Genomic DNA, 21,290 nt, shown 5'->3' on the forward strand with positions numbered 1-21,290 from the left:
CGGCGTGTCTCGCGAGGGATTCCCGTCGTTCGGACCGCCACAGACATAGATAGAACTAGGGCTTAATGCCCTTGTGCAAAGCCACGATACCGCCGGTCATATTGTGGAATTCACAATCCACAAAGCCAGCATCGCCCATCATGCCCTTGAGGGTTTCCTGATCCGGGTGCATACGGATGCTCTCCGCCAGGTAACGGTAGCTATCGGCATCGTCTGCCACCAGCTTGCCCATAAACGGCAGCAGGCGGAATGAGTACTGATCGTAGACCTTTTCCAGCAGTTTGGATTCCGGCTTGGAGAATTCCAGCACCAGCAGGCGGCCGCCGGGCTTCAGCACGCGCAGCATGGAGCGCAACGCCAGGTCCTTATCCGTCACATTGCGCAGGCCGAATGCGATGGTGATGCAGTCAAAGGTATTGTCGGGGAAGGGCAGGTACTGGGCGTCCGCCTGTACCGTTTCCACATTGCCGGCAATGCCGCGGTCCAGCAGGCGGTCGCGCCCAACCTTCAGCATGGAGGCATTGATATCCGCCAGCACCACCTTGCCGGTGGGGCCGACAATGCGCGAAAAGCGCGCGGTCAGATCGCCGGTACCGCCGGCAATATCCAGGATCGTCTGGCCCGGGCGCGCCGCAGAAAGCTCAATTGTGAAGCGCTTCCACAGGCGGTGGATACCACCCGACATCAGGTCGTTCATCACGTCATAGCGGGCCGCTACCGAGTGGAATACATCCGCCACTCGTCCCGCCTTTTCCTCCACCGGTACCTGCTGGTAACCGAAATGGGTCGTCTTGCGTTCGGTCATCTTGTGCCTGCTGCGCCAAATTTCAGGGCCACATTGTACATGGGGCGGACCTGATCGGCACCGCCACAGACTAAACTTGAGCAATATCGAGGCACCGCTGCCCGCTTTCCGTTCTGCTTCTGTCCTGCTTATGTCTTATCAATTGCACAGCAAGCACCCACTCGCTCCGGTGATTCGCGCCACGGCGCGCGCTCAGGTGCATGCAGCCATCGCCTGCTGCCAGTCGGTGGATAACGGGCATGCCATCCACAGCGTGCGCAAGCACGGCAAAAAACTGCGCGCCCTGTTGCGCCTGATCCGTTACGCCAATACCACCACGGACACCCTATACCACACCGAGAATGCCCGTTATCGCAGTATCAATGCTGCACTCAGTGCCTGCCGCGAAAACGCATCGCTTCACCTCGCCCTGCACGAGCAATTGAGCGCCCAGGACTTCCCGCATACTGCGGCACATTTAAAGAGTCGACTGGAGAACGGGCACACCGAAAGGCTGCTGGCGCTGGCCGAAAAATCGCTGCAGCAGGCACTGCTAAAAATTGATGGATGGCACTTTCAGGATGCCAGCTGGGAAGATATTGAAGTGGGCTACTGCAAAAGCTACCGGCGGGCATTCAAGGCCATGGGACACGCCTTTGCCCTGGGCACCGATGCGCGCTTCCACACGCTGCGCAAGCGCGTCAAAGACCAGTGGTACCAGAGCCGCCTGCTGGAAGAGCACTACCCGGAAACTATTGGCAGCCGCACTCACGGTCTGCAACGGTTGGCCAGCGCCCTCGGCGACTGGCGCGACCTGCGCCTGCTTTGCCACCACCTTGCGCGCCACGGGGATGAGACGCCCGAACTGGCCGGTGAACAGCAAACACTGCAGGAACACGCCGCCACGAGATTAGAACAGCTGCGCGACGAGATCGTGCAGCGGTGCCGGCAGCTGTTCCCGCGAGGGCACTGGTCGTTTACTTAGTAAATATCCCTTGAATTAATCCTGTGCGGATTCGCCGAGCAAGCCACCGGCATGCACCATCACATGAAAAATAACATTCTGTTCTTTGGTGCCGGTAAGCAGGTGGGCACCGGGGCCGCGCGCCCACACACCCACGTCCTCACCACCATGAGTTTCGCTGCCCAGAGGCACCAGCGACTCCTGGTGGAAGCCGGCTGATTCGGTATCGATGTCGTGGAGGTTATGGCGACCGGCATTGACCGGATCATCGTAGCGATCGTCCGCATTGGTGCTGTCACCGAGGTCGGCGAAGCCGAGGCCGTTCGCATAGGTAATCGTGGTGTAGGGCATGCCATCGGCTGCCAGCGATAGGTTTTCCTTGGGCTGGCCGGTTGCATCATTGCCGACCACCTTGCCCAGAATAGGGTTGCCCCGGGTGGGGTAGCCGGCGATGGTCATTACATGGCTGTGATCGGCGGTCACTATGATCAAGGTGTCCTCGGCACTGGTGTTGTCCATGGCAACCTGCACCGCACGGGCCATTTCCACACCATCGGTCAGCGCACTGTAGGCACTGCCCGCGTGGTGGCCGTGATCGATGCGGCCGGATTCGATCATGGCAAAATAGCCCTTGTCATTTTTGCTCAGCAGTTCGATGGCTTTGGCGGTCATCTGTGACAGGGACGGCTCGCCGGCTTTGTCGTTCTTGCGATCCTCTTCGTAGCGCATGTGCGAGCTGGCAAACAGGCCGAGCAGCTTGTCGGTATCGGCTACCTCGAGTTGGTCGAACCCGGACTGGTCTTCGATATACACCGCTTCGGTGGTACCGTCGTTGTAGCGCGCCTTCCAGGCGTCGATCAGGTTGACACCATCCGTGCGCTTGCCGGACTTGCCCTCCAGGTCCTCCACCTCTTGCGGCAGGAAACTGCGACGGCCACCGCCCATGATCACGTCGATACCATCGCCGGCCGCCAGCTCCACCATCTGCGTGGCAATATCTTTGCAGCCTTCGGGAGCAGTGGCCTCCCAGCCGCGCTCCGGTACTTTCGCGTAGGTAGCGGCCGGGGTGGCGTGGGTGATGCGCGCGGTACTTACCACGCCGGTGCTCTTGTCGAGATTTTCCGCCAGCTCGAGCGCAGTGGTGAGTGGGCGCTGCAGGCTCGCCGCGCAATCTCCACGGGCCACGGTCTCATCCACATTCAATACACCCGCCTTGGTTTTTACCCCGGCCATCAGTGCGGTGGCGGTACCGGCGGAGTCCGGTGTTTGCTGGTTGGTGTTGTAGGTTTTGCTGAGGCCGGCAAACGGCATGGTTTCAAAACTCAGCTGGTATTCCTCACCATTCAGGCCCTCCATCTGGCCCGCGAGAATGCGCATGGCGGTAACGGTGGAAATGCCCATACCATCACCCACAAACAGGATGATGTTTTTGGCCGCACCGCGCTCATTGTTAATCACCACGCTCTGCGCGCGCGCCAGTGCGGCCTGGCCATCCCGGTACCAGCTGCTGGTTTGTTGCGATTCGGTAAGCTGCGCGGTCTCTGTCGGGCGATGAGTTACGGGCTCGGCGGCGGGGGGCGTGGAAGCCGTAGAGGTATCGGATGCGGAGTGTGGCTCGCCGCACGCGGCAACGGCTAGGCCGAAGGCGGTAACGAACGCGAGAGGGAGTCGATGGAATTGCATGCTGTGCCCCAGTAAAAATTTACCTGCCGCAACTGCCTATAAAAGGGCGTTATAGTCGCGAGACGCTAAAACTGGGGCGATAGTGTAGAGGATTTTGCGGTCAGATTTACTACCAGTTTACCCGACCGTTCAACCGATCAGTTTCACCGTGCTCTCGTCAGGGTCGCGGCCCTTGCCCTGGGCCTGCAACTGTTCGAGGTAGCTTTGCCACTTCTCCTCCTGGGTATCGCACAGTTCGCGCAGGTATGCCCAAGTGTAAATGCCGCTATCGTGGCCATCATCAAAAAAAATCTGCAGGGCATAACGCCCGGCGGCGGCGACCTTATCGATACCCACCTGGATTTTCCCATCCACCAAAGTACCGTCACCGGCGCCATGGCCGCGCACTTCGGCACTAGGCGAATAGACTCGCAGGTATTCCGCAGGCAGCACAAACTCTTTATCGGCGTACTGCAGAGAAAGGTTTTTTTCGGCTTTATTCAGGCGAATTTTTTTCGGGGCGGACATGGCAAAACCAAGAGTCAGTTAGAAGCGGGCGGCAAGACCAAGTGAAAAACAACAGTGCAATACGGTGAGGGCCGCGTAATGCGGCCCCTACCAAGTGACAAGGAAAATCAGAGAATAAAGCGCGACAGGTCTTCATCTTTACTCAACTCACCCAGCTGCTTGTCGACATAAGCCGCATCGATGGTGATGGTGTTGTCGCCATCACCTCCGGCAAAGGATATCTCTTCCAGCAGGCGTTCGAGCACCGTATGCAGGCGACGGGCACCGATGTTTTCGGTGGTTTCGTTCACCTCGAAGGCAACTTCGGCGATACGCTGAATACCGTCTTCGGAGAATTCCAGATTGACGCCCTCGGTACCCAGCAGCGCTTTCTGCTGCTCGGTGAGCGACGCAGAAGGTTCGGTAAGGATGCGCTGGAAATCCTTGGAGGTCAGCGAGCTCAATTCCACGCGGATCGGCAGACGGCCCTGCAACTCGGGAATCAGATCCGACGGCTTGGACAGGTGGAAAGCACCGGAGGCAATAAACAGAATGTGGTCTGTTTTGATCATGCCGTATTTGGTGGTGACGGTGCAACCTTCGATCAGCGGCAGCAAGTCACGCTGCACACCTTCGCGGGACACATCGGCACCCCCGCTTTCCTGGCGCTTGGCTACCTTGTCGATTTCATCGAGAAACACAATGCCGTTCTGCTCGGCGGAGCGGATGGCTTTGGTTTTGATTTCTTCGTCATTAATCAGTTTTGCCGCTTCGTCATCGGTCAGCTGCTTGAGTGCCTGTTTTACGGTGAGCTTGCGCTTCTGGGTTTTGCCTTTGGACATATTGGAGAACATGCCCTGCAGCTGGTTGGTCATTTCTTCCATGCCGGGAGGCGCCATGATTTCGACACCCATGGGGCTGGCGGAAACGTCGATTTCGATTTCCTTGTCGTCGAGCTCGCCTTCGCGCAGTTTTTTGCGGAATACCTGGCGGGTACCGGAGTCTTTTTCCAGCGGGTCGGTATTGCGTGCCGGTGGCAACAAGGCGTCGAGTACGCGATCTTCGGCGGCATCCATGGCCCGCTGTTTTACGCCTTCGGTGGCACGCTCGCGCTCGAGCTTGATGGCCATTTCGACAAGATCACGGACGATGGATTCCACATCGCGGCCGACGTAGCCCACTTCGGTAAATTTGGTGGCTTCGACTTTGATAAACGGCGCGCCGGCAAGTTTGGCGAGGCGGCGGGCAATTTCGGTTTTACCCACGCCGGTGGGGCCGATCATCAGGATGTTTTTCGGGGTGATTTCCGCGCGCAGTTCTTCGCTGACCTGCATGCGGCGCCAGCGGTTGCGCAGGGCGATGGCTACTGCACGCTTGGCGTCGTTCTGGCCGACAATATGACGGTCGAGTTCGTGAACGATTTCTCTAGGGGTCATGGACATGGTCTTTCTCGAATTTTTTCAGTTTTTCCAGCGCCGCTTGCTTTGATTCAGGCGCAGTGGCGGTCGGTCATCGGCGGAAAGGGTTCAGGACCGCTGTGAATACGTCCCTGTACGCTCTGTCGGAAACATCCCTGTTTCCGACAGTCCTGAACCCTTTCCCCCGACGCCCGCCCTTCAATTTGGGCCGGGCAACTTCGTCAGAGACTTTTTCTCTTAGTAACTCAGCTCTTCAATCGTGTTGTTGTGGTTGGTGTACACACAAATGTCACCGGCAATTTTCAAACCCTGCTCGACGATAGTGCGCGCATCCAGCTCGGTGTTATCCAGCAGCGCGCGCGCTGCGGACTGGGCAAAGGGGCCGCCGGAGCCGATGGCGATTAGGTCGTCTTCCGGCTGAATGACGTCGCCGTTACCGGTGACGATCAGGCTGGCGGTTTCGTCGGCTACGGCGAGCAGCGCTTCGAGGCGGCGCAGGGCGCGGTCGGTACGCCAGTCTTTGGCGAGTTCGACGGCGGCGCGGGTGAGCTGGCCATTGTGGGCCTGGAGCTTGGCTTCGAAGCGCTCGAACAGGGTGAAGGCGTCGGCGGTGCCGCCGGCAAATCCGGCGATGACCTTGTCGTTGTACAGGCGGCGCACTTTGCGGGCGTTACCTTTCATGATGGTATTGCCCATGGAGACTTGTCCGTCACCACCGATAACGACTTTGCCGTTGCGACGGCAGGAGAGGATGGTTGTACCGCGATATTGTTCCACTGGTGCCTCTGCATTTTTGATTCAGAAGCACTAAGTGTGGTCGGGGAGGGGGGATTTCAATGTTGCCCGGTGAAAACCGGGCAGTCGAGACGGATTGGTTTATCCCTGCGCCGGGCGCTTGAGCACCAGTGGCATCAGGCGGTGCTCGGCGAGCACGCTGCGGGCCTTGGCGACCTTGGAGCGGTTGGTATATGGGCCGACGAGAACCCGGTGCCAGGTGCCACGGTTGTCCGTGGCAGATTCCACTTTGACGTCGAGGTTGGCGAGCATCAGCTGGGCGCGCAGGCGCTCGGCTTCGGCTTTGTCGCGGAAACTGGCGGCCTGCAGGATATACACCAGGTCGGATTTGGGCTCCGTCCGTACCGGCGAATCTTCCGCGGATTTGTCGCCTTCGCGTACCCGCACCTGCGGGTTTTTCGGCTCGGGGACTTTGACTTCGTTTTCTTCCAGCAGCTTGTAGAAGTCGAAGCGCGGCTTGGATCCACCCGGGGCGGGTTTGTCGGCGACGGGCTTTTCTGTGCGCTTGGCCACCTGCATCTGCCCGGTCTTGATGTCGTTCAGCAAAAATACAAACACCCCGAAACCGCCGACAAAGATGCCGAGTACAAACCAGACCCAGGCGGGCTTGCCAGAGGGTTGTGAGCGGCGGGAAGTACGGCGGGCCATCGTGTTCTCTCGATTTTTATGAATAGCTAAAGGCGGGAAATTGTAACGCCTCAACAGCGCGCTGTGTGCGGAATTTAGGACAGCTCCTGGGCGTCCATGTCGATCGCCCAGCGCAGCCGCCGGTTGCGATTGCCTTCCGCCCACTGGCTGAGCTGCGCCAGCAGTTGCTGCAACAAGCCGCGCTTGTCGGCGGTGATCTGCAGATAGAAGCGGAAGCGGCCGGACTTGCGTTCAAGCAGCGCCGGTACCGGCCCCAGGTACTGCAGCTCCGGCGACGGCGGCGCCATTGCTTGCAGATAATCGCGCGCGTTTGCCAGGAACTCTTCCGCCCAGCGCGGCTCCTCGCACTCGGCGCGCACCAGCGCCATGGCGCGAAGCGGCGGCAGCTGGGCGATCTTGCGCTCATCCATCAGCTGGCGGGCAAAGGCGCCATAGCCCTTGTTTAGCAGTAATTGCAGTAGCGGGTGCTCCGGGTAGCGGCTCTGCACCAGCACGTGCCCGGGCAGGTCGCCGCGGCCGGCGCGGCCGGCAACCTGCTCCAGCAGCTGGCCCATGCGCTCGGGGGCGCGAAAGTCGGCGCTGAACAGGCCACCGTCGGCATCCTGAATCACCACCAGGGTGACTTTGGGCAGGTGGTGGCCCTTGGCCAGCATCTGGGTGCCGAGCAATAAGCAGGGTTCGCCGTTGCGCGCCGGCTCCAGCAGCTTGTCCAGCGCCTGCTTGCTGGCAGTGGTATCGCGGTCGACGCGAATCACCGGGAAATCCCGGAAGCTGTGGGTAAGGAAGTCTTCACTGCGCTCGGTACCGGCACCCAGCGCATTCAGGTTGCGGCTGTGACATTGTGGGCAGCTGTGCACTTCACGCATGCGGTAGTCGCAGTGGTGACAGCGCAGGTGGCGCTGGCGCCGGTGCAGGGTGAGTTTGGCGGAGCAGTGCGGGCAGTCGGCGAGCCAACCACAGTCATCACAGGTCAGCGCCGGCGAGTAACCGCGGCGGTTAATAAACACCAGCGCCTGTTCACCACGGGCGAGGGTATCGCCGATATGCCGGAGCACCTGCGGCGCAAAACCCTCCTGCAGCTGTTGGTGCAGGATTGGCACCACACTGATTTGCGGTGGCTTGGCATTGCCCGCGCGGTGGCGCAGGCGCAGATGCTGGTAGCGTCCACTCAACGCATTGTGCAGGCTCTCCAGTGAGGGGGTGGCGGAGCCCAGCAGCACCGGAATGTCGGCGTTTTTTGCCAGCACCAGCGACAGGTCACGGGCGGAGTAGCGCACCCCGTCCTGCTGTTTGAAGGAGCCATCGTGTTCCTCGTCGATCAGGATGATGCCGAGGCGCGGCAGCGGGGTAAAAATTGCCGAGCGGGTGCCGATCACAATATCCGCCACGCCGCTGGCAGCAGACAGCCAGGCGCGCGCGCGTTCGCCATCGGCGAGGCCCGAGTGCAGGGCGGCGATACGAAAATCCGGGAAGCGCGCGGCAATACGGCGCAGGGTTTGTGGGGTCAGGCCGATCTCCGGTACCAGCAGCAGTGCCTGCTTGCCGTCGCGCAGGGCGCGCTCCATCAGGCGCAGATAGACCTCGGTCTTGCCGCTGCCGGTGGTGCCCTCCAGTAACGAGGCGCTGAATCCGCTGGCGGGCACCGAATCGATCACCTCACGCTGTTCGTCATTCAAGTCCGGGGCGGGGCGGGGCTCAACCTCTTCTAAAGGCGGCGGCGCCGTGGGCCCAGCCACCCAGCGCGCCAGGTTGCGTTCGATCAGCGCCTTGCACACGCTGCTGTTGAGGCCACGGGCGTTTAAGGCGGTGCGACTCTGGCGACCCGAGCTGAGCAGTAATTGCAGCAGGGCCTGCTGTTTCTTGGCGCGCGCCAGTGCGGTCTCCGGCAGGCCCTTGCCCTCGGTGGTCAGCTCCAGCCACTGCTCCGCCCAGTGGTCCGCCGGCTTGCCCCGGCGCAGCGCGACCGGCAGTGCCGCGGCATACAGTTCGCCAATAGGCGCCTGGTAGTAATCGGCCGCCCACTGCAGGAAACGGCGGCTGCGCGCATCGAAGATCGGCGTTGGGTCAATACAGGCGGTGACAGGTTTCAGTTCGGCATGCGGCGAATCCCCGGCCACTTCCACCAGCACCGCTACCAGATCGCGCTTGCCAAACGGTACCTGAAAGCGCTGTCCGGGCTGTAGGTGCGCCGGGTCCAGGCCCGCGGGCGGCAGATAATCGAACAGGCGGCGTAGGGGTACCGGAATCGCCAGGCGCAATACCACACGGGTACCTTCCCGACTCAGACCCGATCCTTGCTGTGCCGTCTCCTGCACCGAATGCACCCCCAAACTGCCCCCAATCTCGTGTTTTGCCCAGTGAATTTTTGCAAGCGGGCTAGTTTACCGACTGTCGTGCGCGGTTACAGCTGCCGCGTGCAATCTGCCGGGAAGAGCAAGGTAAGTGAGTTTGGAAAGCAACAAGTGGCGCGAAAAGACACCCGGCATACGATCAGGCCATTGCCAACTCTATTTTTTAGAGTACTCTACATCTAACTCTAAGATTTAGAGTCCATACAAAAACAGTATCGACAGGGAACTGTGATCATGACCGACGTAAGCAAACTGCAGAGCGACCTGGACTATGTCAGCAACGCCATCCGCGACGATGGCAGCGCCGGGGGCATACCCGCGCTGTACTTTTTATGGGGCACGCTGATTGCCGTGGGCTTTAGCCTACCGGACTTCGCCCCGCACATTGCCGGCGTTTACTGGCTGGTGGTGGGTATTGGCGGCGGCCTGTTCAGCTGGTGGCTGGGTGCCCGCCAGAGCCGCCGCGATGGTATCAACAATGTCCAGCTGGCGCAGCGCTATGGCTTGCACTGGTGCCTGGTGGGCGCGGCCTTCTTACTGTGTTTTCTGCCGCTGATGCTGGGGCGGGTAACGCCAGAAATGGGTGGCGCCAACTTTTTGCTGGTCACCGGTATCGCCTATGGCCTGGCAGGAGTGCACCTGGAGCGCCCGCTACTATGGTGCGGCCTCCTGATGTTGGTGGCCTACGGCATTCTCGTCACCTTGCTGCCGCCTTATATATGGACCATTACCGGTATTACCGTGGGCCTGTCCCTGTATTGGGCCGGACTCTGCCGCCGCGCAGCGATCCAAGCGAGCAACACTGAATCGAGCAAAAGACAATGAAGGCACTGACCGGGCTGGACCCGCTGCTGGAGCACCGCCTGCGACTGGGAGCCTGTGTACTGCTCGCCAAAAATGGCGAGCTGACCTTTGCCCGCCTCAAGGCCCAGCTACAGGCCACCGACGGCAATCTGGGAGCGCAACTGCGCAAACTGGAGGAGCAGGACTACCTGAGCAGCCGCAAGGATTTCGTCGAACGCAAGCCGACCACCTGGTATCGGTTGAGCGACACGGGGCGCGCGGCGCTGGAGGCGCACATGGCCGCGCTGCGGTCACTGATTGATGCCGCGGGAATCGATCCGGCAGGGCACTGATAGTTGGGGCATCTTTACTCTTGAATCGCCGGGCTAATCTGATAGTATGCGCCGACTTTTTAAACAGCCCGGGGATTTGTCCCCTACACCAATGACGATTCCGTGCTCAGCGACGAATGACTGGGTGGCGGTGTCGAAAAGAGGCCATCATGAAGACCGATATCCATCCGAACTACGCCGAAATTACCGCAACTTGCTCCTGTGGCAACACCTTCAAAATGGGTTCCACCCTGGGCAAGGACATCCAGCTCGACGTTTGCTCCAACTGCCACCCGTTCTACACCGGCAAGCAGAAGCAAGCCAGCACTGGTGGCCGCGTAGATCGCTTCAAGAAGCGTTTCGGCAGCCGCATCTCCAAGTAAGAGAAAGCGCTACCGAAATGTGCACCGGGAAGATTCGCTCTATCCCGGCTGCGACAAAAAAGACGCCCAGGACATTCCTCGGCGTCTTTTTTTGTGCCTGGCTGTTCGTCCTCACCACCCTGCAGGTGAATGCGGCCCGCGCAGACTGCGTGCTGGGCAGCGCCGACGAGGTGGTGGGCCTCAAGCAGGTGATCGATGGCGATACCCTGCGCCTGAGTGACGGCCGCCGGGTGCGGTTGATCGGTGTGAATACACCGGAGCTGGCCCACCGCAAGCGCCCGGCACAGCCCCTGGCCAGGGAGGCTAAGGAATTCACCGAACGCTTTCTCGCCGGCGGCGACCTGGAGCTGGTCTACGACCGCGAGCGCCGCGACAACCACGGTCGCGTCCTGGCCTACGTCTACAACCACCATGGCGACAGCCTGGAGTCGGCGCTGCTGTCCGCCGGTCTCGCCTTTCATATCGCGGTCGCCCCCAACCTCGCCCTCAGCGAATGCCTCGCCAGCCGCGAGCGCGAGGCGCGCCTGCACCAGCGCGGTGTCTGGTCACCCGGCGTATGGCCGATAATGGCTGCTTCCCAGGTGCGCCCCGGCGATGGCGGTTTCGTGCTGCTGACCGGGCAAGTACAAAAGGCACACCACAACCGGTTTATCTGGCTGGACCTGGACGGGCCGGTGGCTCTGCGGGTAGACCCGCGGAGTGCGCCATCCCTACAGCGCCAGAAAAACTGGCGCAAGCGGCAGCTGATGGTGCGCGGTTGGCTGGTAGATCGCGGCGCGAAGTACGCCGCCAGGAATCCCGGACACAAACGCTGGTTTATTGCCGTGGACGCTGCGGAAACGCTGGAATTTCTGCGCTAACCGCAGCTACCTCCGCATTTACTTCATACCCCCTGTTGCCGCGCTTGTTGGCGCCCTTTTGGCCAGCGCCAAACCCGTGACTCATTCATTCAATAAATACACATAAATCACGAAAACTATTTCATCTGTAACCAATTTTGGGGGTAGTATTAGTAAACCTATTCTGAAATGTCCGGTTTTGACCAATATGAACGGATGGTCATCCCAATATTTCCATTATAGGCGCGCAAACTGCCCCACAATAAAATCAATACAGCTGCGGTAACCCGCGCCCGCTTGCAGAACACCGGGCGCCTTCAAGTACAAGAAGATGACACCCTGATGACCGACTCTCTGCGCCAGGCAGCGCTCGACTACCATGCCTTGCCGACACCGGGCAAATTATCGGTGGAACTCACCACACCTGCAGAAACCCAGGAAGACCTGTCCCTCGCCTACAGCCCGGGCGTGGCAGAACCGGTGCGCGAAATCGCCAAAGACCCGGAAGCCGCCTACCGCTATACCGGCAAGGGCAACCTGGTGGCGGTCATCTCCAACGGCAGCGCCATCCTCGGCCTCGGCAACCTGGGGCCGCTGGCCTCCAAACCGGTGATGGAAGGCAAGTCGCTGCTGTTCAAGCGCTTTGCGGATATCAATTCCGTGGATATTGAAGTGGAAGCACCCAGCCCGGAGCGCTTTATCGAAACCGTTGCCGCCATCGCCAACACCTTCGGCGGCATCAACCTCGAGGACATCAAGGCGCCGGAGTGTTTCCATATCGAAGAGGCGTTGATCCAGCGCTGTTCGGTGCCCATTTTCCACGATGATCAGCACGGCACCGCGATCGTGACCGTTGCCGGCATGCTCAATGCACTGGAAATCCAGGGCAAGAAGATCGAGGACGCGCGCATTGTGTGCCTGGGCGCCGGTGCCGCCGCCACTGCCTGCTGCAAACTGCTGCTGAGCGCGGGCGCTAAGAAAGAACAGATCACCATGCTCGACAGCCGCGGGGTCATCCACTCCGGGCGCAGTGATATCAACGCTTACAAGGGCGAGTGGGCGCGCGACACGGAAATGCGCACCCTGGATGACGCCATCGAAGGCGCCGATGTGTTCCTTGGCGTGTCCGGGCCGAACCTGCTGTCTGCAGAGCAGCTGGCGCACATGGCCGACAAGCCAGTGGTGTTTGCCTGCTCCAACCCCAGCCCGGAAATCGCCCCGGAACTGGCACACGCCACCCGCGACGACCTGATTATGGCCACCGGCCGCTCGGATTACCCGAACCAGGTAAACAACGTTCTGTGCTTCCCGTTTATCTTCCGCGGTGCGTTGGACGTGCGCGCCACCAACATCAACGAGCATATGAAGCTCGCCGCCATCGAGGCGATCCGTAGGCTGGCGCGGGAAGAAGTACCAGAAGAAGTCCGTGCCGGCTACGGCGGTGTGGCAATGGTATTCGGCCCGTCCTATATCCTGCCGAAGCCCACCGACCCCCGCCTGCTGCCGGAGGTGGCTGCAGCAGTGGCCAAAGCGGCGGTAGATAGCGGCGCCGCGCGCCTGCCTTACCCGGCGCATTACCCGCTTAAGCCCGTATAAGCCCGTATAAGCCCGTATAAGCCCGTATAAGCCCGTATAAGCCCGTATAAGCCCTGCCGGTTGTGCCTTTCACGACCGGTCAACGCCCCTGTCTTTCACCTATCCCGGTAGCGCTGGTGCTACCGGGTACGGATCCCCTGCAGCAGTCCTTGAGCCTCCCCCCGCGCACCGCTACACTGGCTGCTATGTCTGAGCAGAGTTATCCCACCGCATGAGTCATGTCTATGTGCTGACCAATCAGCACCAGCAGTTTTTAAGTAAAGGCAACGATTGGATTGACGGCCGCGAGCACACCAAGCTGTTCCGCACCGAACACAAAGACGTCGCCATTAATCAGATGTTCGAGGCCAACACCCGCGACGTTTCCCTGCGCATCGAGCTGCTGGAATGCAAGCTGGACACCAAGCGCCAGCCGCTGGTACCCGAAGACGCGCTCAGTGAAGAGCCCCTCGCGGCCACTGTCGAGGCCAACGCCGAGGCGGACCTTGCGGCCAGCAGCGATTCCAGTACCGCGGCAACACCGCCAAGCGACGACGCAACAGAAGGTGCAGCACCCGCGGCGGACGCCGTGGCCAAGCTGGAGAGCAGCGCGCCGCCTTCCGAACCCATTGCCGGCCAGGCCTGATCCAGCGATCAAAAATACCCCACCGGGCGGACCCGAGGAGAATGCCCCGGGTTTGCCGCTTGAGATCAGCGGGGATGCCCCCATTTAAGCCGGACGCCGTTTGGCGGATTCATGCGTGCGCCGCTGTAAGCGCACTCGCTACGCAGCCGGCAGCCCACAGGAGATACCCTTGCCCACGTTTAACCTGGCCGAACTGGCCAAGCCGGAAGGCTTAGACCTGCTCAAGGGCATTCGCCGCGGCATTGAAAAGGAAGGCCTGCGGGTCACCCCGGAAGGCGAGCTGGCACAGACGGACCACCCGCACGGGCTCGGCTCCGCACTTGGCCACGAGTGCATCACCACCGACTTCTCTGAAGCACTGTTGGAATTCATTACGCCACCGGTCGCCACTCCCGAACAGGCACTGGAAAAGCTGGACCAGATCCACCGCTTTACCTACAGCCAGATTGGCGACGAGCGCCTGTGGGTCAACAGCATGCCTGGTCGTATCGGCCGCGACGAGGATATCCCGGTCGCCCGCTATGGCAGCTCCTACAGCGGCACCATGAAGACCATTTACCGGCTGGGCCTGGGCCTGCGCTACGGCCGCGCCATGCAGACCATCGCCGGTATTCATTACAACTTTTCCCTGCCGGATACCTTCTGGCAGTGGCTGCAGGCGAAAGAAAACAGCAGTGAATCGCTGCAGGACTTCAAGACCCGCCGCTACTTCGACCAGATCCGCAACTTCCGCCGCCAATACTGGCTGCTGATCCACCTGTTTGGCGCGGCGCCGGCGGTGTGCGGCACCTTCGTGCAGGACCGCGAGCACAAGCTGCAGCCCTTCGACGGCGATGGTCGCAGCCTGTACGCACCGCACTCGACTTCCCTGCGTATGGGCGACCTGGGTTACACCAGCGACGCGCAGAAATCCCTGGTCGTCTGTTACAACGATCTGCCGAGCTACCTGTCCACCCTGTGCGCCGCCATCTCCAAACCCTATCCGGCCTACCACGAGCTGGGCGTCAAGGATGCAAAGGGCCACTACCAACAGCTGTCCACCGGCCTGCTGCAGATCGAGAATGAGTTCTACTCACCGATCCGCCCGAAAAACCCCGCTGGGATGGGTGAGACCGCACTGTCCGCACTGGACGCCCGTGGGGTGGAATACATTGAAGTGCGCTGCCTGGACCTGAACCCGTTTGTGCCGCTGGGCATCGAAGCACCGCAAATGCGCTTCCTCGATGCGTTCCTGCTGCACTGCCTACTGAGCGACAGCCCGCAGACCGATGAGGCCGACTACCGCGCGGTGCAGGAAAACCTGTCGCGCATTGTCTACCAGGGTCGCGACCCAGAAGTGCAACTTATCCACAACGGTGGCGAGCGCAAACTGACCGACTGGGCCAACGAGCTGCTCGACCAGATTACGCCGCTGGCGGAACTGCTGGACAGCGCCTGGCAGAGCGAAGATTACGCGCGCGCGGTGGACGTGCAGCGCGACAAGATCAGTGGCAAGACCCTCACCCCGGCCGCGCACATGCTGGCGGAGATGCACGAACACGGGCAGACCTTTTTCCAATGGGCCAAAGACAAGGCCGAGCAACACCGCGAGTATTTCATCGACCGCCCACTGAGCGAGGAAGAGCAGGCCGAGTTCGAGCGCCTGGCGGAAGAGTCGCGACAGAAGCAAAAAGCCGTGGAAGACGCCGACACCGGGACCTTCGAAGACTTTCTCGGCAAGTACTACGCCCAGTATGTGTTCTGCCACAAAGACCTCTGAGCACCGATGAATTACCTCGCTCACCTGCTGCTGTCCGGCCCGGATCCGGACTGGCAACTGGGTGGCTTGCTCGGGGACTTCGTCAAAGGCCCGCTGACCGGCGCGCGCCCGCAATCCATTGAAGACGGCATGCGCCTGCACCGGCGCATCGACCTGCTGAGCGACCAGCACCCCGCCTTCCTGAGCGCGCTCACGCGCCTCGGCCCCGAGTGGCGACGCCTAGGCGGCATCGCGCTGGATATCTGGTTCGACCACCTGCTCGCCAACAGCTGGGAGCAGTGGCATCCCCACCCCCTGGAAACCTTTTCCCAACAGTGCTGGTCCAACTTCCGCGAGCGCCAGCAGTGGATCCCGGAAAACGCGCAAACGTTTATTCAGCGCGCCGAGCAATTTAAACTGCTCCCCGGCTACCGCGAGGTCGACGTAATTCAACGCACCCTCGAACGGGTCGGTCAGCGTCTGCGACGCCCGCAACCCCTGGTCGACATGCTGCCCCTGCTGGAACGCGATCGCCGCGTACTGGAGCAGGAATTCCAGCAGCTGTTTGCCGACCTGAGCCAACAGGCTGAACGTTTCCGCCAACAAACTAGCGAATAAATTCCGGAAGACACCATGACCCTGCCAAGCCCGCGCACCACCTTTATACTGATGTTCCTCGCCGTGATCTTCGTACTCGGTGTGGCCTTCTACATGGAATACGCGATGGGCCTCGAACCCTGCCCACTGTGTATTACCCAGCGGGTGATGTTCCTCGGTGTCGGCATCACGTCACTGATTGCCTTCCTGCACAACCCTTCCAATATCGGCCGCCGCATTTACGGATTCGTCGTCTCCCTGTGGGCACTGGGCGGCCTCTACTTCTCCGGCCGCCAGCTGTGGCTGCAGAGCCTGCCGGAAGACGAAGTACCGGCGTGTGGCCCCGGTATCAGCTACATGGTGGAAGTGTTCCCGATGGCGGAAGTGATCAAAACCCTGCTGACCGGCGACGGCAACTGCGCCGAGGTGCACTGGACCTTTCTGGGCCTATCCATTCCTGGCTGGGCCGCGGTGGGCTTTGTGGGCTTGATCCTGTTCGGCCTGTGGCAGGCGTTGCGCAAGAGCTAAGCGAACCTTCACCATGCCCCCCGAATCCAAATCGTGGCCCGGCAAAGCACTGCACTGGCTGCTGGGCGCGGGACTGCTGCTGACGTTTGACCTCGCCGGTCGCGCCCTGGCCGCGAGCCTGCCGCTGTCGATACCCGGCCCGGTGCTGGGAATGCTGCTGTTGCTGCTGGCACTGATGCTGTACGGGCGCGTGCCCTACGGCCTGGGCATGGTTGCCGAGCAGATACTGCGTTTGCTGGTACTGATTTTCCTGCCTGCCACTGTGGGCATCTATTTTCTGCGCGACCTCTCTGGCGGCGACTGGTTTGCGCTGATCGCCGCGATGGTGATCGGCACCCTGATCAGCCTGACGCTCACCGCGCAGCTGCTAAACCATTTGATTCAGCGACGCGCCCGCCGCCGAGGTGAGCATGGGCAGTGAGATGCACACCCTGTGGTCGCAATGGCTGGCCCAGCTGCAGCAGGTGGCGGAAGGTTTCCTGCAGCCGCTCTCCGCCACCCACCCACTGGTGATACTGCCGCTGAACATCGCGGGCTTCTGGCTGGCACTGAAAATCTATCGACGCACCGGAACGCCCATTCTGCACCCGGTGGTAGGCGGCAGCCTGCTGGTGTTCGCCGGGCTACTGCTGCTCGGTGTCGACTTCCCCGGCTACCAGCAGGGCAGCGCATTGCTGTATCTGTTACTGGGCCCCGCGGTGGTCGCCCTCGCCATTCCCCTCAAACAAAACCTGGTCATGGTACGGCGTGCGGGCTGGCCACTGATGCTTGGGCTAGTGGTGGGTGCCGTGCTGGCACCACTGGTGGCGGTGGTTATCGCAATGCTGCTGGGCGGCAGTCACACGGTACTGGTCGCACTGGCCACCAAGTCCGTAACCACCCCCGTGGCACTGGCGCTCACCGAACAGATGAACGGTATTCACAGCCTCGCCGCGGGGGTGGTGGCCTTTACCGGGATTGTTGGCGCGGTGTTTGGCCCCACCCTCATGCGCCTTTTGGGTATTCACGACGAGCGGGTTACCGGTTTCACCCTCGGTATCAACGCCCACGCCATCGGCACCGTGCGCGCACTGGAGATCAGCGCACTGTGTGGGGCCTTTTCCGCACTAGCCATGGGTTTGTGCGGCGCACTGACCGCATTGCTGTTATCGGTTCTCACTTCGACCTAGCAAAACCAGACGCCCGTCTCTTTCCAGCTTTTTTACGGCGCCCGCCTTGCCCACGGCGGGAGAAGCTTCTACATTCGTATGAGCAGTTGTAAAAGACACAAAAGGAAACTTGGAGATGTTGGAGAACTGTAAGAACGCGCAAGAGCGCTGGGGCGGCGTCAGCCAGATTATTGACCGCTGGCTACAGTCCCGTCAGGCGCTGCTGGTGAGCTTTTGCCAGCTATCGGATCACAAGGAGTTTTCCGATAACGACAAGGCCGCGGAGGGCAGTGTCCGCATCCTGTGCCAGCAGCTGGTGGACTATGTGTCGGCCGGCCACTTTGAGGTCTACGATCAGTTGATTCAGGAAGGCCAGGCCTTTGGTGACACCGAAGGGTTACAGCAGGCCAAAGCCCTGTACCGGGAAATTGACGGCACCACCGATGTTGCTGTCGACTTCAACGACAAGTATCAGGAGACCGATGATCTCAGCGCGCTGGCACAAGATCTTTCCGAGCTCGGCGTCGCGCTGGAAACCCGCTTTGCCGCGGAAGACCGCATGATCGATACCCTGCACACCGCGCACAAAAACCAGCTGGCCTGATCACACAATCTGGTTTGCACCAGCGCTTTGAATAACGCGATGCGCCAATGTGCATCAGCAATAAAAAAGGGGCCAACAGGCCCCTTTTTTGATCCGTGCGCAACCGCGCACCCTGGTAACCGATGTGTGATTACTCGGTTCCCTGATCTTCCTCAACCGCTTCCTTTTCTGCAGCACCTTCGTCACTGTTGACGTCGGCCTTGTGCAGCTCGACTTCAAAGATCAGAGTCGCATTCGGGCCGATCAGACCGCCGGCGCCACCGGGACCATAGGCCAACTCAGAAGGAATGTAGAGTTCCCATTTCGCACCCTGCTTCATCAGCTGCAGCGCCTCGGTCCAACCCTTGATCACGCCATTCACCGGGAACTGAACCGGCTTGCCATTTTTATAGGAGCTGTCGAACTCGGTGCCATCAATCAGCGTGCCCTTGTAGTCCACTTCAACAACGCTGGTTTCGCTGGGGCTCGGACCGGTGCCTTCGGTAATCACCTTGTACTGCAGGCCAGAGTCGGTGGTCTGCACGCCTTCTTTCTTGGCATTCTCTTCCAGGAACTTCTTACCTTCTTCCAGGTTCTTTTCCCCGGAAGCTTTAAAGTCGGCTTCCTGCTTCTCCATCAGCTCTTTTTGCTTGGCCTGCATGTTCTCCTGGAATACCTGGATCACTTTCGTTTTTTCGTCTTGGCTCAAGCGGGACTCACGGCCGCTAGCGACATCTTGCAGTGCCATGGCAACGATTTGCGGGTCCAGAGCGACTTCCTGGCTCTTGAGGCGGTTAGCCATATCTTCGGCAATGATATAGCTGACCTTCTGCTCCTGGGTTTCCAGTTTGACGTCTGCAGAACCTGCAGACTCTTGCTTGTTACAACCGACCAGTGCAATACCCAAAGCAATCGCAGCAGCCAAAGAAGTTTTATTCATGAGAGTTGTCTCTTTATTTCCGTGAAACATTGTAAATAGCGATGGCGAGCACCGGTATTAATCGAGCAGGTCCTGTATTCCCTGCCTATACCGCTGTTGTACACCCTGACATCCGGGGGCATTGTGCGGCAGATCACAGTATCGCAAGCCGGACCGTAGCGAATGGCAAGTCTAACCCATGCACGAAGGACCTGCACACCGGCACACGCTTGCTGTGCTCGCTGCATCGGACAGCACTTCTGCGCGGTCGTTTCATTTTACTGACACACGCAATTTGGGCGGGACTGCGCGAGAAAATTGAAAACCTTTTGCCACACGCATTGAAAAGTTAAAAATCCTGCAGGCTGCAGGGATGCACGAAGTAAATAACAGCGCTATTATCAGCGTTAGACCTCGACCTTTTTCTCCGGCAGTGAGGTGGTTCTGCCAGCACCGAGATATCTTGGGGGATGTCTTGAGGATATCTTGGAGTAAGCAATCGGGGCTCCCAGTAATAACGATGTTCACAACCCGTTCCAACCGCAGGATATTGAATCATGGCCGCCAAACGCAAAGCCGCTGTTTCCATTGACGCTCTTGAAAAACAGATCGCCAAGATCGCCACCCAAATTGAAAAGGCACGAGCCAAGGAAGTGGCCGATGCCGATAAGGCCCTGAAGAAAGCAACAAAAGATGCCGATAAGGCCAAGGCGCAGGTAGCCAAGGCCAAAGCCAAAGTAGCGACGGCCCGCGCTGCCGCCGCCAAGGCAAAAACCCCGGCCGCCAAAGCCTCCGCCAAAAAGAAATCCGATGCTGCCAAGTCTGCTTTGGCCAAGGTAGAAAAAGTTGCCAAGGAAGCTGCCGCAGCACTGACTGGCTCCAAGGCCGCCGTCGCCGCCGCCAAGCTGGCCGACAAGACTGCGAAAGCCGTGAAGAAAGCCGGCGCTGCCGCTGCCAAGAAAGTACAGGCCGCCAGCAAGCCGAAAAAGAAGAAAGCCGCAGCCAAGAAGGCCACCGCAAGCAAGCCCGCCGCTGAAAAGAAAGCTACCGCGAAAAAACCTGCGGCCAAAAAGGCCACCGCAAAGAAGGCGGCCACTAAGGCAACTAAACCAACCAAGAAGGCCGCGGCGAAAAAGGCTCCGGCCAAGAAAGCGGTAGCGAAGAAGGCAGCAACTAAAAAAGCTGCGGCGAAACCGGCTGCAAAAAAAGCAGCACCGAAGAAGGCCGCAACCAAAAAAGTCGCCGCCAAGCCCGCAGCCGACAAATCCAATGGCGCCGCAGTGAAGCCGGCCGCTCAGCCAGCGCCCGCAGCCGCACCCACCCCGGTAAGCGAATCACCGGCACCGGTAATGACCAAGACTTCGGAGCCCAAGCCGGAACCCAAACCCATCGTGCCTGAGTCCAGCGCTGCGGCCGCGACCCCTGTAGCCCCGAGCATCACCCCAAGCACTCCAGCCAAGAGCCTGTTTTCCACTGAGGAAAACCCGCACTACGGCCCCGAGGAGCACAAGCACAAGAGCTAATTTGTGCGATCACCGGCTCCCTCATTGCCCACGCCTGTGTCTGCGGCACCGGTGTTGGTGCTAAAAGCATCTTGAGAGCTATACGCATCGATCAGGCCCGCCCAGCGGGCCTGATCCTTTTGCATCAGACCATACTGTTCTCCGGCCAGCGCCAGCGGTGAGCGCGTTTCCGGCCAGGTTTCTCCATTCAGCTTCCACAGTGCGGCCAACTGGCGCTGCTCCATGCGTATCTCGTTGCGCTTGCACCATTCGTAAAGCCGGCTCTGCTTGTTAATACGCCCCACAAAGCGGCGCAGGTTACGCACGGTATTGATCATGCGCCGCCGCGGCGCCAACCCGCGGTCCGCCACGCGCCAGCTCTCGTCACTCAGTTGGCGCCCGCAGGCGCAGGTGTAACTGGCCCACAACAGCAGACACACGTCTGCCCCCTTGCTGTCCTGACACTCCAGCAGGAAGTCGGCCACCGACGGCTGGCGATAAAACTCGAGACTGAAATCCCACAGGGGGTTCTGCAAAGGCGAATTAGGCGGAGAGTGCGGCGGTGATGGAGGTGCGGTTTCTGTCACG

General features: G+C 60.2%; 23 protein-coding genes. 14 read left to right on the forward strand and 9 right to left on the reverse strand.

The window, feature by feature from the left end; genetic code table 11:
* Positions 1-55 precede the first annotated feature (55 nt).
* Positions 56-805, reverse strand: a complete 750-nt coding sequence (ubiE, locus tag AS89_RS0108185) for a bifunctional demethylmenaquinone methyltransferase/2-methoxy-6-polyprenyl-1,4-benzoquinol methylase UbiE (protein ID WP_010132030.1) — start codon at positions 803-805, stop codon at positions 56-58.
* A gap of 76 nt (positions 806-881) precedes the next feature.
* Here ubiE and AS89_RS0108190 point away from each other — a divergent pair, with 76 nt between their 5' ends.
* A complete protein-coding gene (locus tag AS89_RS0108190) occupies positions 882-1,769 on the forward strand; it encodes a CHAD domain-containing protein (RefSeq protein WP_010132032.1) in 888 nt (295 codons plus the stop codon).
* Between the two features lie 15 nt (positions 1,770-1,784).
* On the opposite strand, the gene AS89_RS0108195 is transcribed toward AS89_RS0108190, so the two are convergent.
* From AS89_RS0108195 to AS89_RS0108220, 6 genes are all read right to left on the reverse strand, one after another.
* Complete coding sequence (locus tag AS89_RS0108195) at positions 1,785-3,431, reverse strand: alkaline phosphatase (RefSeq protein ID WP_010132033.1); 1,647 nt, start codon at positions 3,429-3,431, stop codon at positions 1,785-1,787.
* A gap of 129 nt (positions 3,432-3,560) precedes the next feature.
* On the reverse strand, positions 3,561-3,938 hold the full coding sequence (locus AS89_RS0108200) for a gamma-butyrobetaine hydroxylase-like domain-containing protein (protein ID WP_010132034.1): 378 nt from the start codon (positions 3,936-3,938) through the stop codon (positions 3,561-3,563).
* Positions 3,939-4,045: 107 nt separating this feature from the next.
* Complete coding sequence (gene hslU, locus AS89_RS0108205; RefSeq protein WP_010132035.1) at positions 4,046-5,359, reverse strand: ATP-dependent protease ATPase subunit HslU; 1,314 nt, start codon at positions 5,357-5,359, stop codon at positions 4,046-4,048.
* Between the two features lie 213 nt (positions 5,360-5,572).
* Positions 5,573-6,112, reverse strand: coding sequence for an ATP-dependent protease subunit HslV (gene hslV, locus AS89_RS0108210; RefSeq protein WP_010132036.1), 540 nt, complete (start codon positions 6,110-6,112; stop codon positions 5,573-5,575).
* A 99-nt stretch (positions 6,113-6,211) separates the two neighbouring features.
* A complete protein-coding gene (locus tag AS89_RS0108215) occupies positions 6,212-6,778 on the reverse strand; it encodes an SPOR domain-containing protein (protein WP_010132038.1) in 567 nt (188 codons plus the stop codon).
* A 74-nt stretch (positions 6,779-6,852) separates the two neighbouring features.
* Positions 6,853-9,093, reverse strand: coding sequence for a primosomal protein N' (locus AS89_RS0108220; protein ID WP_237709654.1), 2,241 nt, complete (start codon positions 9,091-9,093; stop codon positions 6,853-6,855).
* 270 nt (positions 9,094-9,363) lie between these two features.
* On the opposite strand from AS89_RS0108220, the gene AS89_RS0108225 reads away from it, so the two are divergent.
* The 12 genes from AS89_RS0108225 to AS89_RS0108280 all read left to right on the forward strand — a co-directional run bounded on the left by AS89_RS0108225 (position 9,364) and on the right by AS89_RS0108280 (position 18,302).
* Positions 9,364-9,954 (forward strand): hypothetical protein, encoded by a 591-nt coding sequence (locus AS89_RS0108225; protein WP_010132042.1) that lies wholly within the window; start codon positions 9,364-9,366, stop codon positions 9,952-9,954.
* Positions 9,951-10,265, forward strand: a complete 315-nt coding sequence (locus tag AS89_RS17190; protein WP_010132043.1) for a winged helix-turn-helix domain-containing protein — start codon at positions 9,951-9,953, stop codon at positions 10,263-10,265. Before AS89_RS0108225 ends, AS89_RS17190 begins: the two co-directional genes overlap by 4 nt.
* 149 nt (positions 10,266-10,414) lie before the next feature.
* Complete coding sequence (rpmE, locus tag AS89_RS0108235; RefSeq protein WP_010132044.1) at positions 10,415-10,627, forward strand: 50S ribosomal protein L31; 213 nt, start codon at positions 10,415-10,417, stop codon at positions 10,625-10,627.
* A 17-nt stretch (positions 10,628-10,644) separates the two neighbouring features.
* The gene (locus tag AS89_RS17195; RefSeq protein WP_010132045.1) at positions 10,645-11,487 is read left to right on the forward strand and encodes a thermonuclease family protein; all 843 of its coding nucleotides are present in this window, start codon (positions 10,645-10,647) and stop codon (positions 11,485-11,487) included.
* Positions 11,488-11,808: 321 nt separating this feature from the next.
* Entirely contained in the window at positions 11,809-13,062 is a 1,254-nt protein-coding gene (locus AS89_RS0108245) for a malic enzyme-like NAD(P)-binding protein (RefSeq protein WP_029249890.1), read from the forward strand.
* Between the two features lie 211 nt (positions 13,063-13,273).
* Positions 13,274-13,687: a hypothetical protein gene (locus AS89_RS18175; RefSeq protein ID WP_010132047.1), complete on the forward strand. Its 414-nt coding sequence runs from the start codon at positions 13,274-13,276 to the stop codon at positions 13,685-13,687.
* Positions 13,688-13,856: 169 nt separating this feature from the next.
* Positions 13,857-15,446: a glutamate--cysteine ligase gene (gshA, locus tag AS89_RS0108255; protein ID WP_010132048.1), complete on the forward strand. Its 1,590-nt coding sequence runs from the start codon at positions 13,857-13,859 to the stop codon at positions 15,444-15,446.
* Between the two features lie 6 nt (positions 15,447-15,452).
* Complete coding sequence (locus tag AS89_RS0108260; RefSeq protein ID WP_010132050.1) at positions 15,453-16,043, forward strand: acyl carrier protein phosphodiesterase; 591 nt, start codon at positions 15,453-15,455, stop codon at positions 16,041-16,043.
* A 15-nt stretch (positions 16,044-16,058) separates the two neighbouring features.
* Entirely contained in the window at positions 16,059-16,550 is a 492-nt protein-coding gene (locus AS89_RS0108265) for a disulfide bond formation protein B (protein WP_010132051.1), read from the forward strand.
* A 13-nt stretch (positions 16,551-16,563) separates the two neighbouring features.
* Positions 16,564-16,971, forward strand: coding sequence for a CidA/LrgA family protein (locus AS89_RS0108270; protein ID WP_010132052.1), 408 nt, complete (start codon positions 16,564-16,566; stop codon positions 16,969-16,971).
* Positions 16,961-17,719 carry an LrgB family protein gene (locus tag AS89_RS0108275; RefSeq protein ID WP_010132053.1) on the forward strand — a complete coding sequence of 253 codons (759 nt, stop codon included), beginning with the start codon at positions 16,961-16,963 and terminating at the stop codon, positions 17,717-17,719. Before AS89_RS0108270 ends, AS89_RS0108275 begins: the two co-directional genes overlap by 11 nt.
* A gap of 115 nt (positions 17,720-17,834) precedes the next feature.
* Complete coding sequence (locus tag AS89_RS0108280) at positions 17,835-18,302, forward strand: Rsd/AlgQ family anti-sigma factor (RefSeq protein WP_010132054.1); 468 nt, start codon at positions 17,835-17,837, stop codon at positions 18,300-18,302.
* Positions 18,303-18,432: 130 nt separating this feature from the next.
* Here the strand turns inward: AS89_RS0108280 and AS89_RS0108285 are convergent, their stop codons facing one another.
* A complete protein-coding gene (locus tag AS89_RS0108285) occupies positions 18,433-19,221 on the reverse strand; it encodes an FKBP-type peptidyl-prolyl cis-trans isomerase (protein WP_010132055.1) in 789 nt (262 codons plus the stop codon).
* A 536-nt stretch (positions 19,222-19,757) separates the two neighbouring features.
* On the opposite strand from AS89_RS0108285, the gene AS89_RS18770 reads away from it, so the two are divergent.
* Positions 19,758-20,723, forward strand: coding sequence for a hypothetical protein (locus tag AS89_RS18770; RefSeq protein WP_010132056.1), 966 nt, complete (start codon positions 19,758-19,760; stop codon positions 20,721-20,723).
* On the opposite strand, the gene AS89_RS0108295 is transcribed toward AS89_RS18770, so the two are convergent.
* Positions 20,720-21,289 carry a TIGR02444 family protein gene (locus AS89_RS0108295; RefSeq protein WP_100169309.1) on the reverse strand — a complete coding sequence of 190 codons (570 nt, stop codon included), beginning with the start codon at positions 21,287-21,289 and terminating at the stop codon, positions 20,720-20,722. The genes AS89_RS18770 and AS89_RS0108295 overlap by 4 nt on opposite strands.
* Position 21,290 lies beyond the last annotated feature (1 nt).

It is taken from the genome of Microbulbifer agarilyticus S89 (assembly GCF_000220505.1).
GTDB classification, from domain to species: domain Bacteria; phylum Pseudomonadota; class Gammaproteobacteria; order Pseudomonadales; family Cellvibrionaceae; genus Microbulbifer; species Microbulbifer agarilyticus_B.

Excerpts from the sequence above, each read along its gene's own strand:
- ubiE (WP_010132030.1), bottom strand. The coding sequence starts at position 805 with ATGACCGAACGCAAGACGACCCATTTCGGTTACCAGCAGGTACCGGTG.
- AS89_RS0108195 (WP_010132033.1), bottom strand. The coding sequence starts at position 3,431 with ATGCAATTCCATCGACTCCCTCTCGCGTTCGTTACCGCCTTCGGCCTA.
- AS89_RS0108200 (WP_010132034.1), bottom strand. The coding sequence starts at position 3,938 with ATGTCCGCCCCGAAAAAAATTCGCCTGAATAAAGCCGAAAAAAACCTT.
- hslU (WP_010132035.1), bottom strand. The coding sequence starts at position 5,359 with ATGTCCATGACCCCTAGAGAAATCGTTCACGAACTCGACCGTCATATT.
- AS89_RS0108215 (WP_010132038.1), bottom strand. The coding sequence starts at position 6,778 with ATGGCCCGCCGTACTTCCCGCCGCTCACAACCCTCTGGCAAGCCCGCC.
- AS89_RS0108225 (WP_010132042.1), top strand. The coding sequence starts at position 9,364 with ATGACCGACGTAAGCAAACTGCAGAGCGACCTGGACTATGTCAGCAAC.
- AS89_RS17190 (WP_010132043.1), top strand. The coding sequence starts at position 9,951 with ATGAAGGCACTGACCGGGCTGGACCCGCTGCTGGAGCACCGCCTGCGA.
- rpmE (WP_010132044.1), top strand. The coding sequence starts at position 10,415 with ATGAAGACCGATATCCATCCGAACTACGCCGAAATTACCGCAACTTGC.
- AS89_RS17195 (WP_010132045.1), top strand. The coding sequence starts at position 10,645 with ATGTGCACCGGGAAGATTCGCTCTATCCCGGCTGCGACAAAAAAGACG.
- AS89_RS0108245 (WP_029249890.1), top strand. The coding sequence starts at position 11,809 with ATGACCGACTCTCTGCGCCAGGCAGCGCTCGACTACCATGCCTTGCCG.
- AS89_RS18175 (WP_010132047.1), top strand. The coding sequence starts at position 13,274 with ATGAGTCATGTCTATGTGCTGACCAATCAGCACCAGCAGTTTTTAAGT.
- AS89_RS0108260 (WP_010132050.1), top strand. The coding sequence starts at position 15,453 with ATGAATTACCTCGCTCACCTGCTGCTGTCCGGCCCGGATCCGGACTGG.
- AS89_RS0108265 (WP_010132051.1), top strand. The coding sequence starts at position 16,059 with ATGACCCTGCCAAGCCCGCGCACCACCTTTATACTGATGTTCCTCGCC.
- AS89_RS0108270 (WP_010132052.1), top strand. The coding sequence starts at position 16,564 with ATGCCCCCCGAATCCAAATCGTGGCCCGGCAAAGCACTGCACTGGCTG.
- AS89_RS0108275 (WP_010132053.1), top strand. The coding sequence starts at position 16,961 with ATGGGCAGTGAGATGCACACCCTGTGGTCGCAATGGCTGGCCCAGCTG.
- AS89_RS0108280 (WP_010132054.1), top strand. The coding sequence starts at position 17,835 with ATGTTGGAGAACTGTAAGAACGCGCAAGAGCGCTGGGGCGGCGTCAGC.
- AS89_RS0108285 (WP_010132055.1), bottom strand. The coding sequence starts at position 19,221 with ATGAATAAAACTTCTTTGGCTGCTGCGATTGCTTTGGGTATTGCACTG.
- AS89_RS18770 (WP_010132056.1), top strand. The coding sequence starts at position 19,758 with ATGGCCGCCAAACGCAAAGCCGCTGTTTCCATTGACGCTCTTGAAAAA.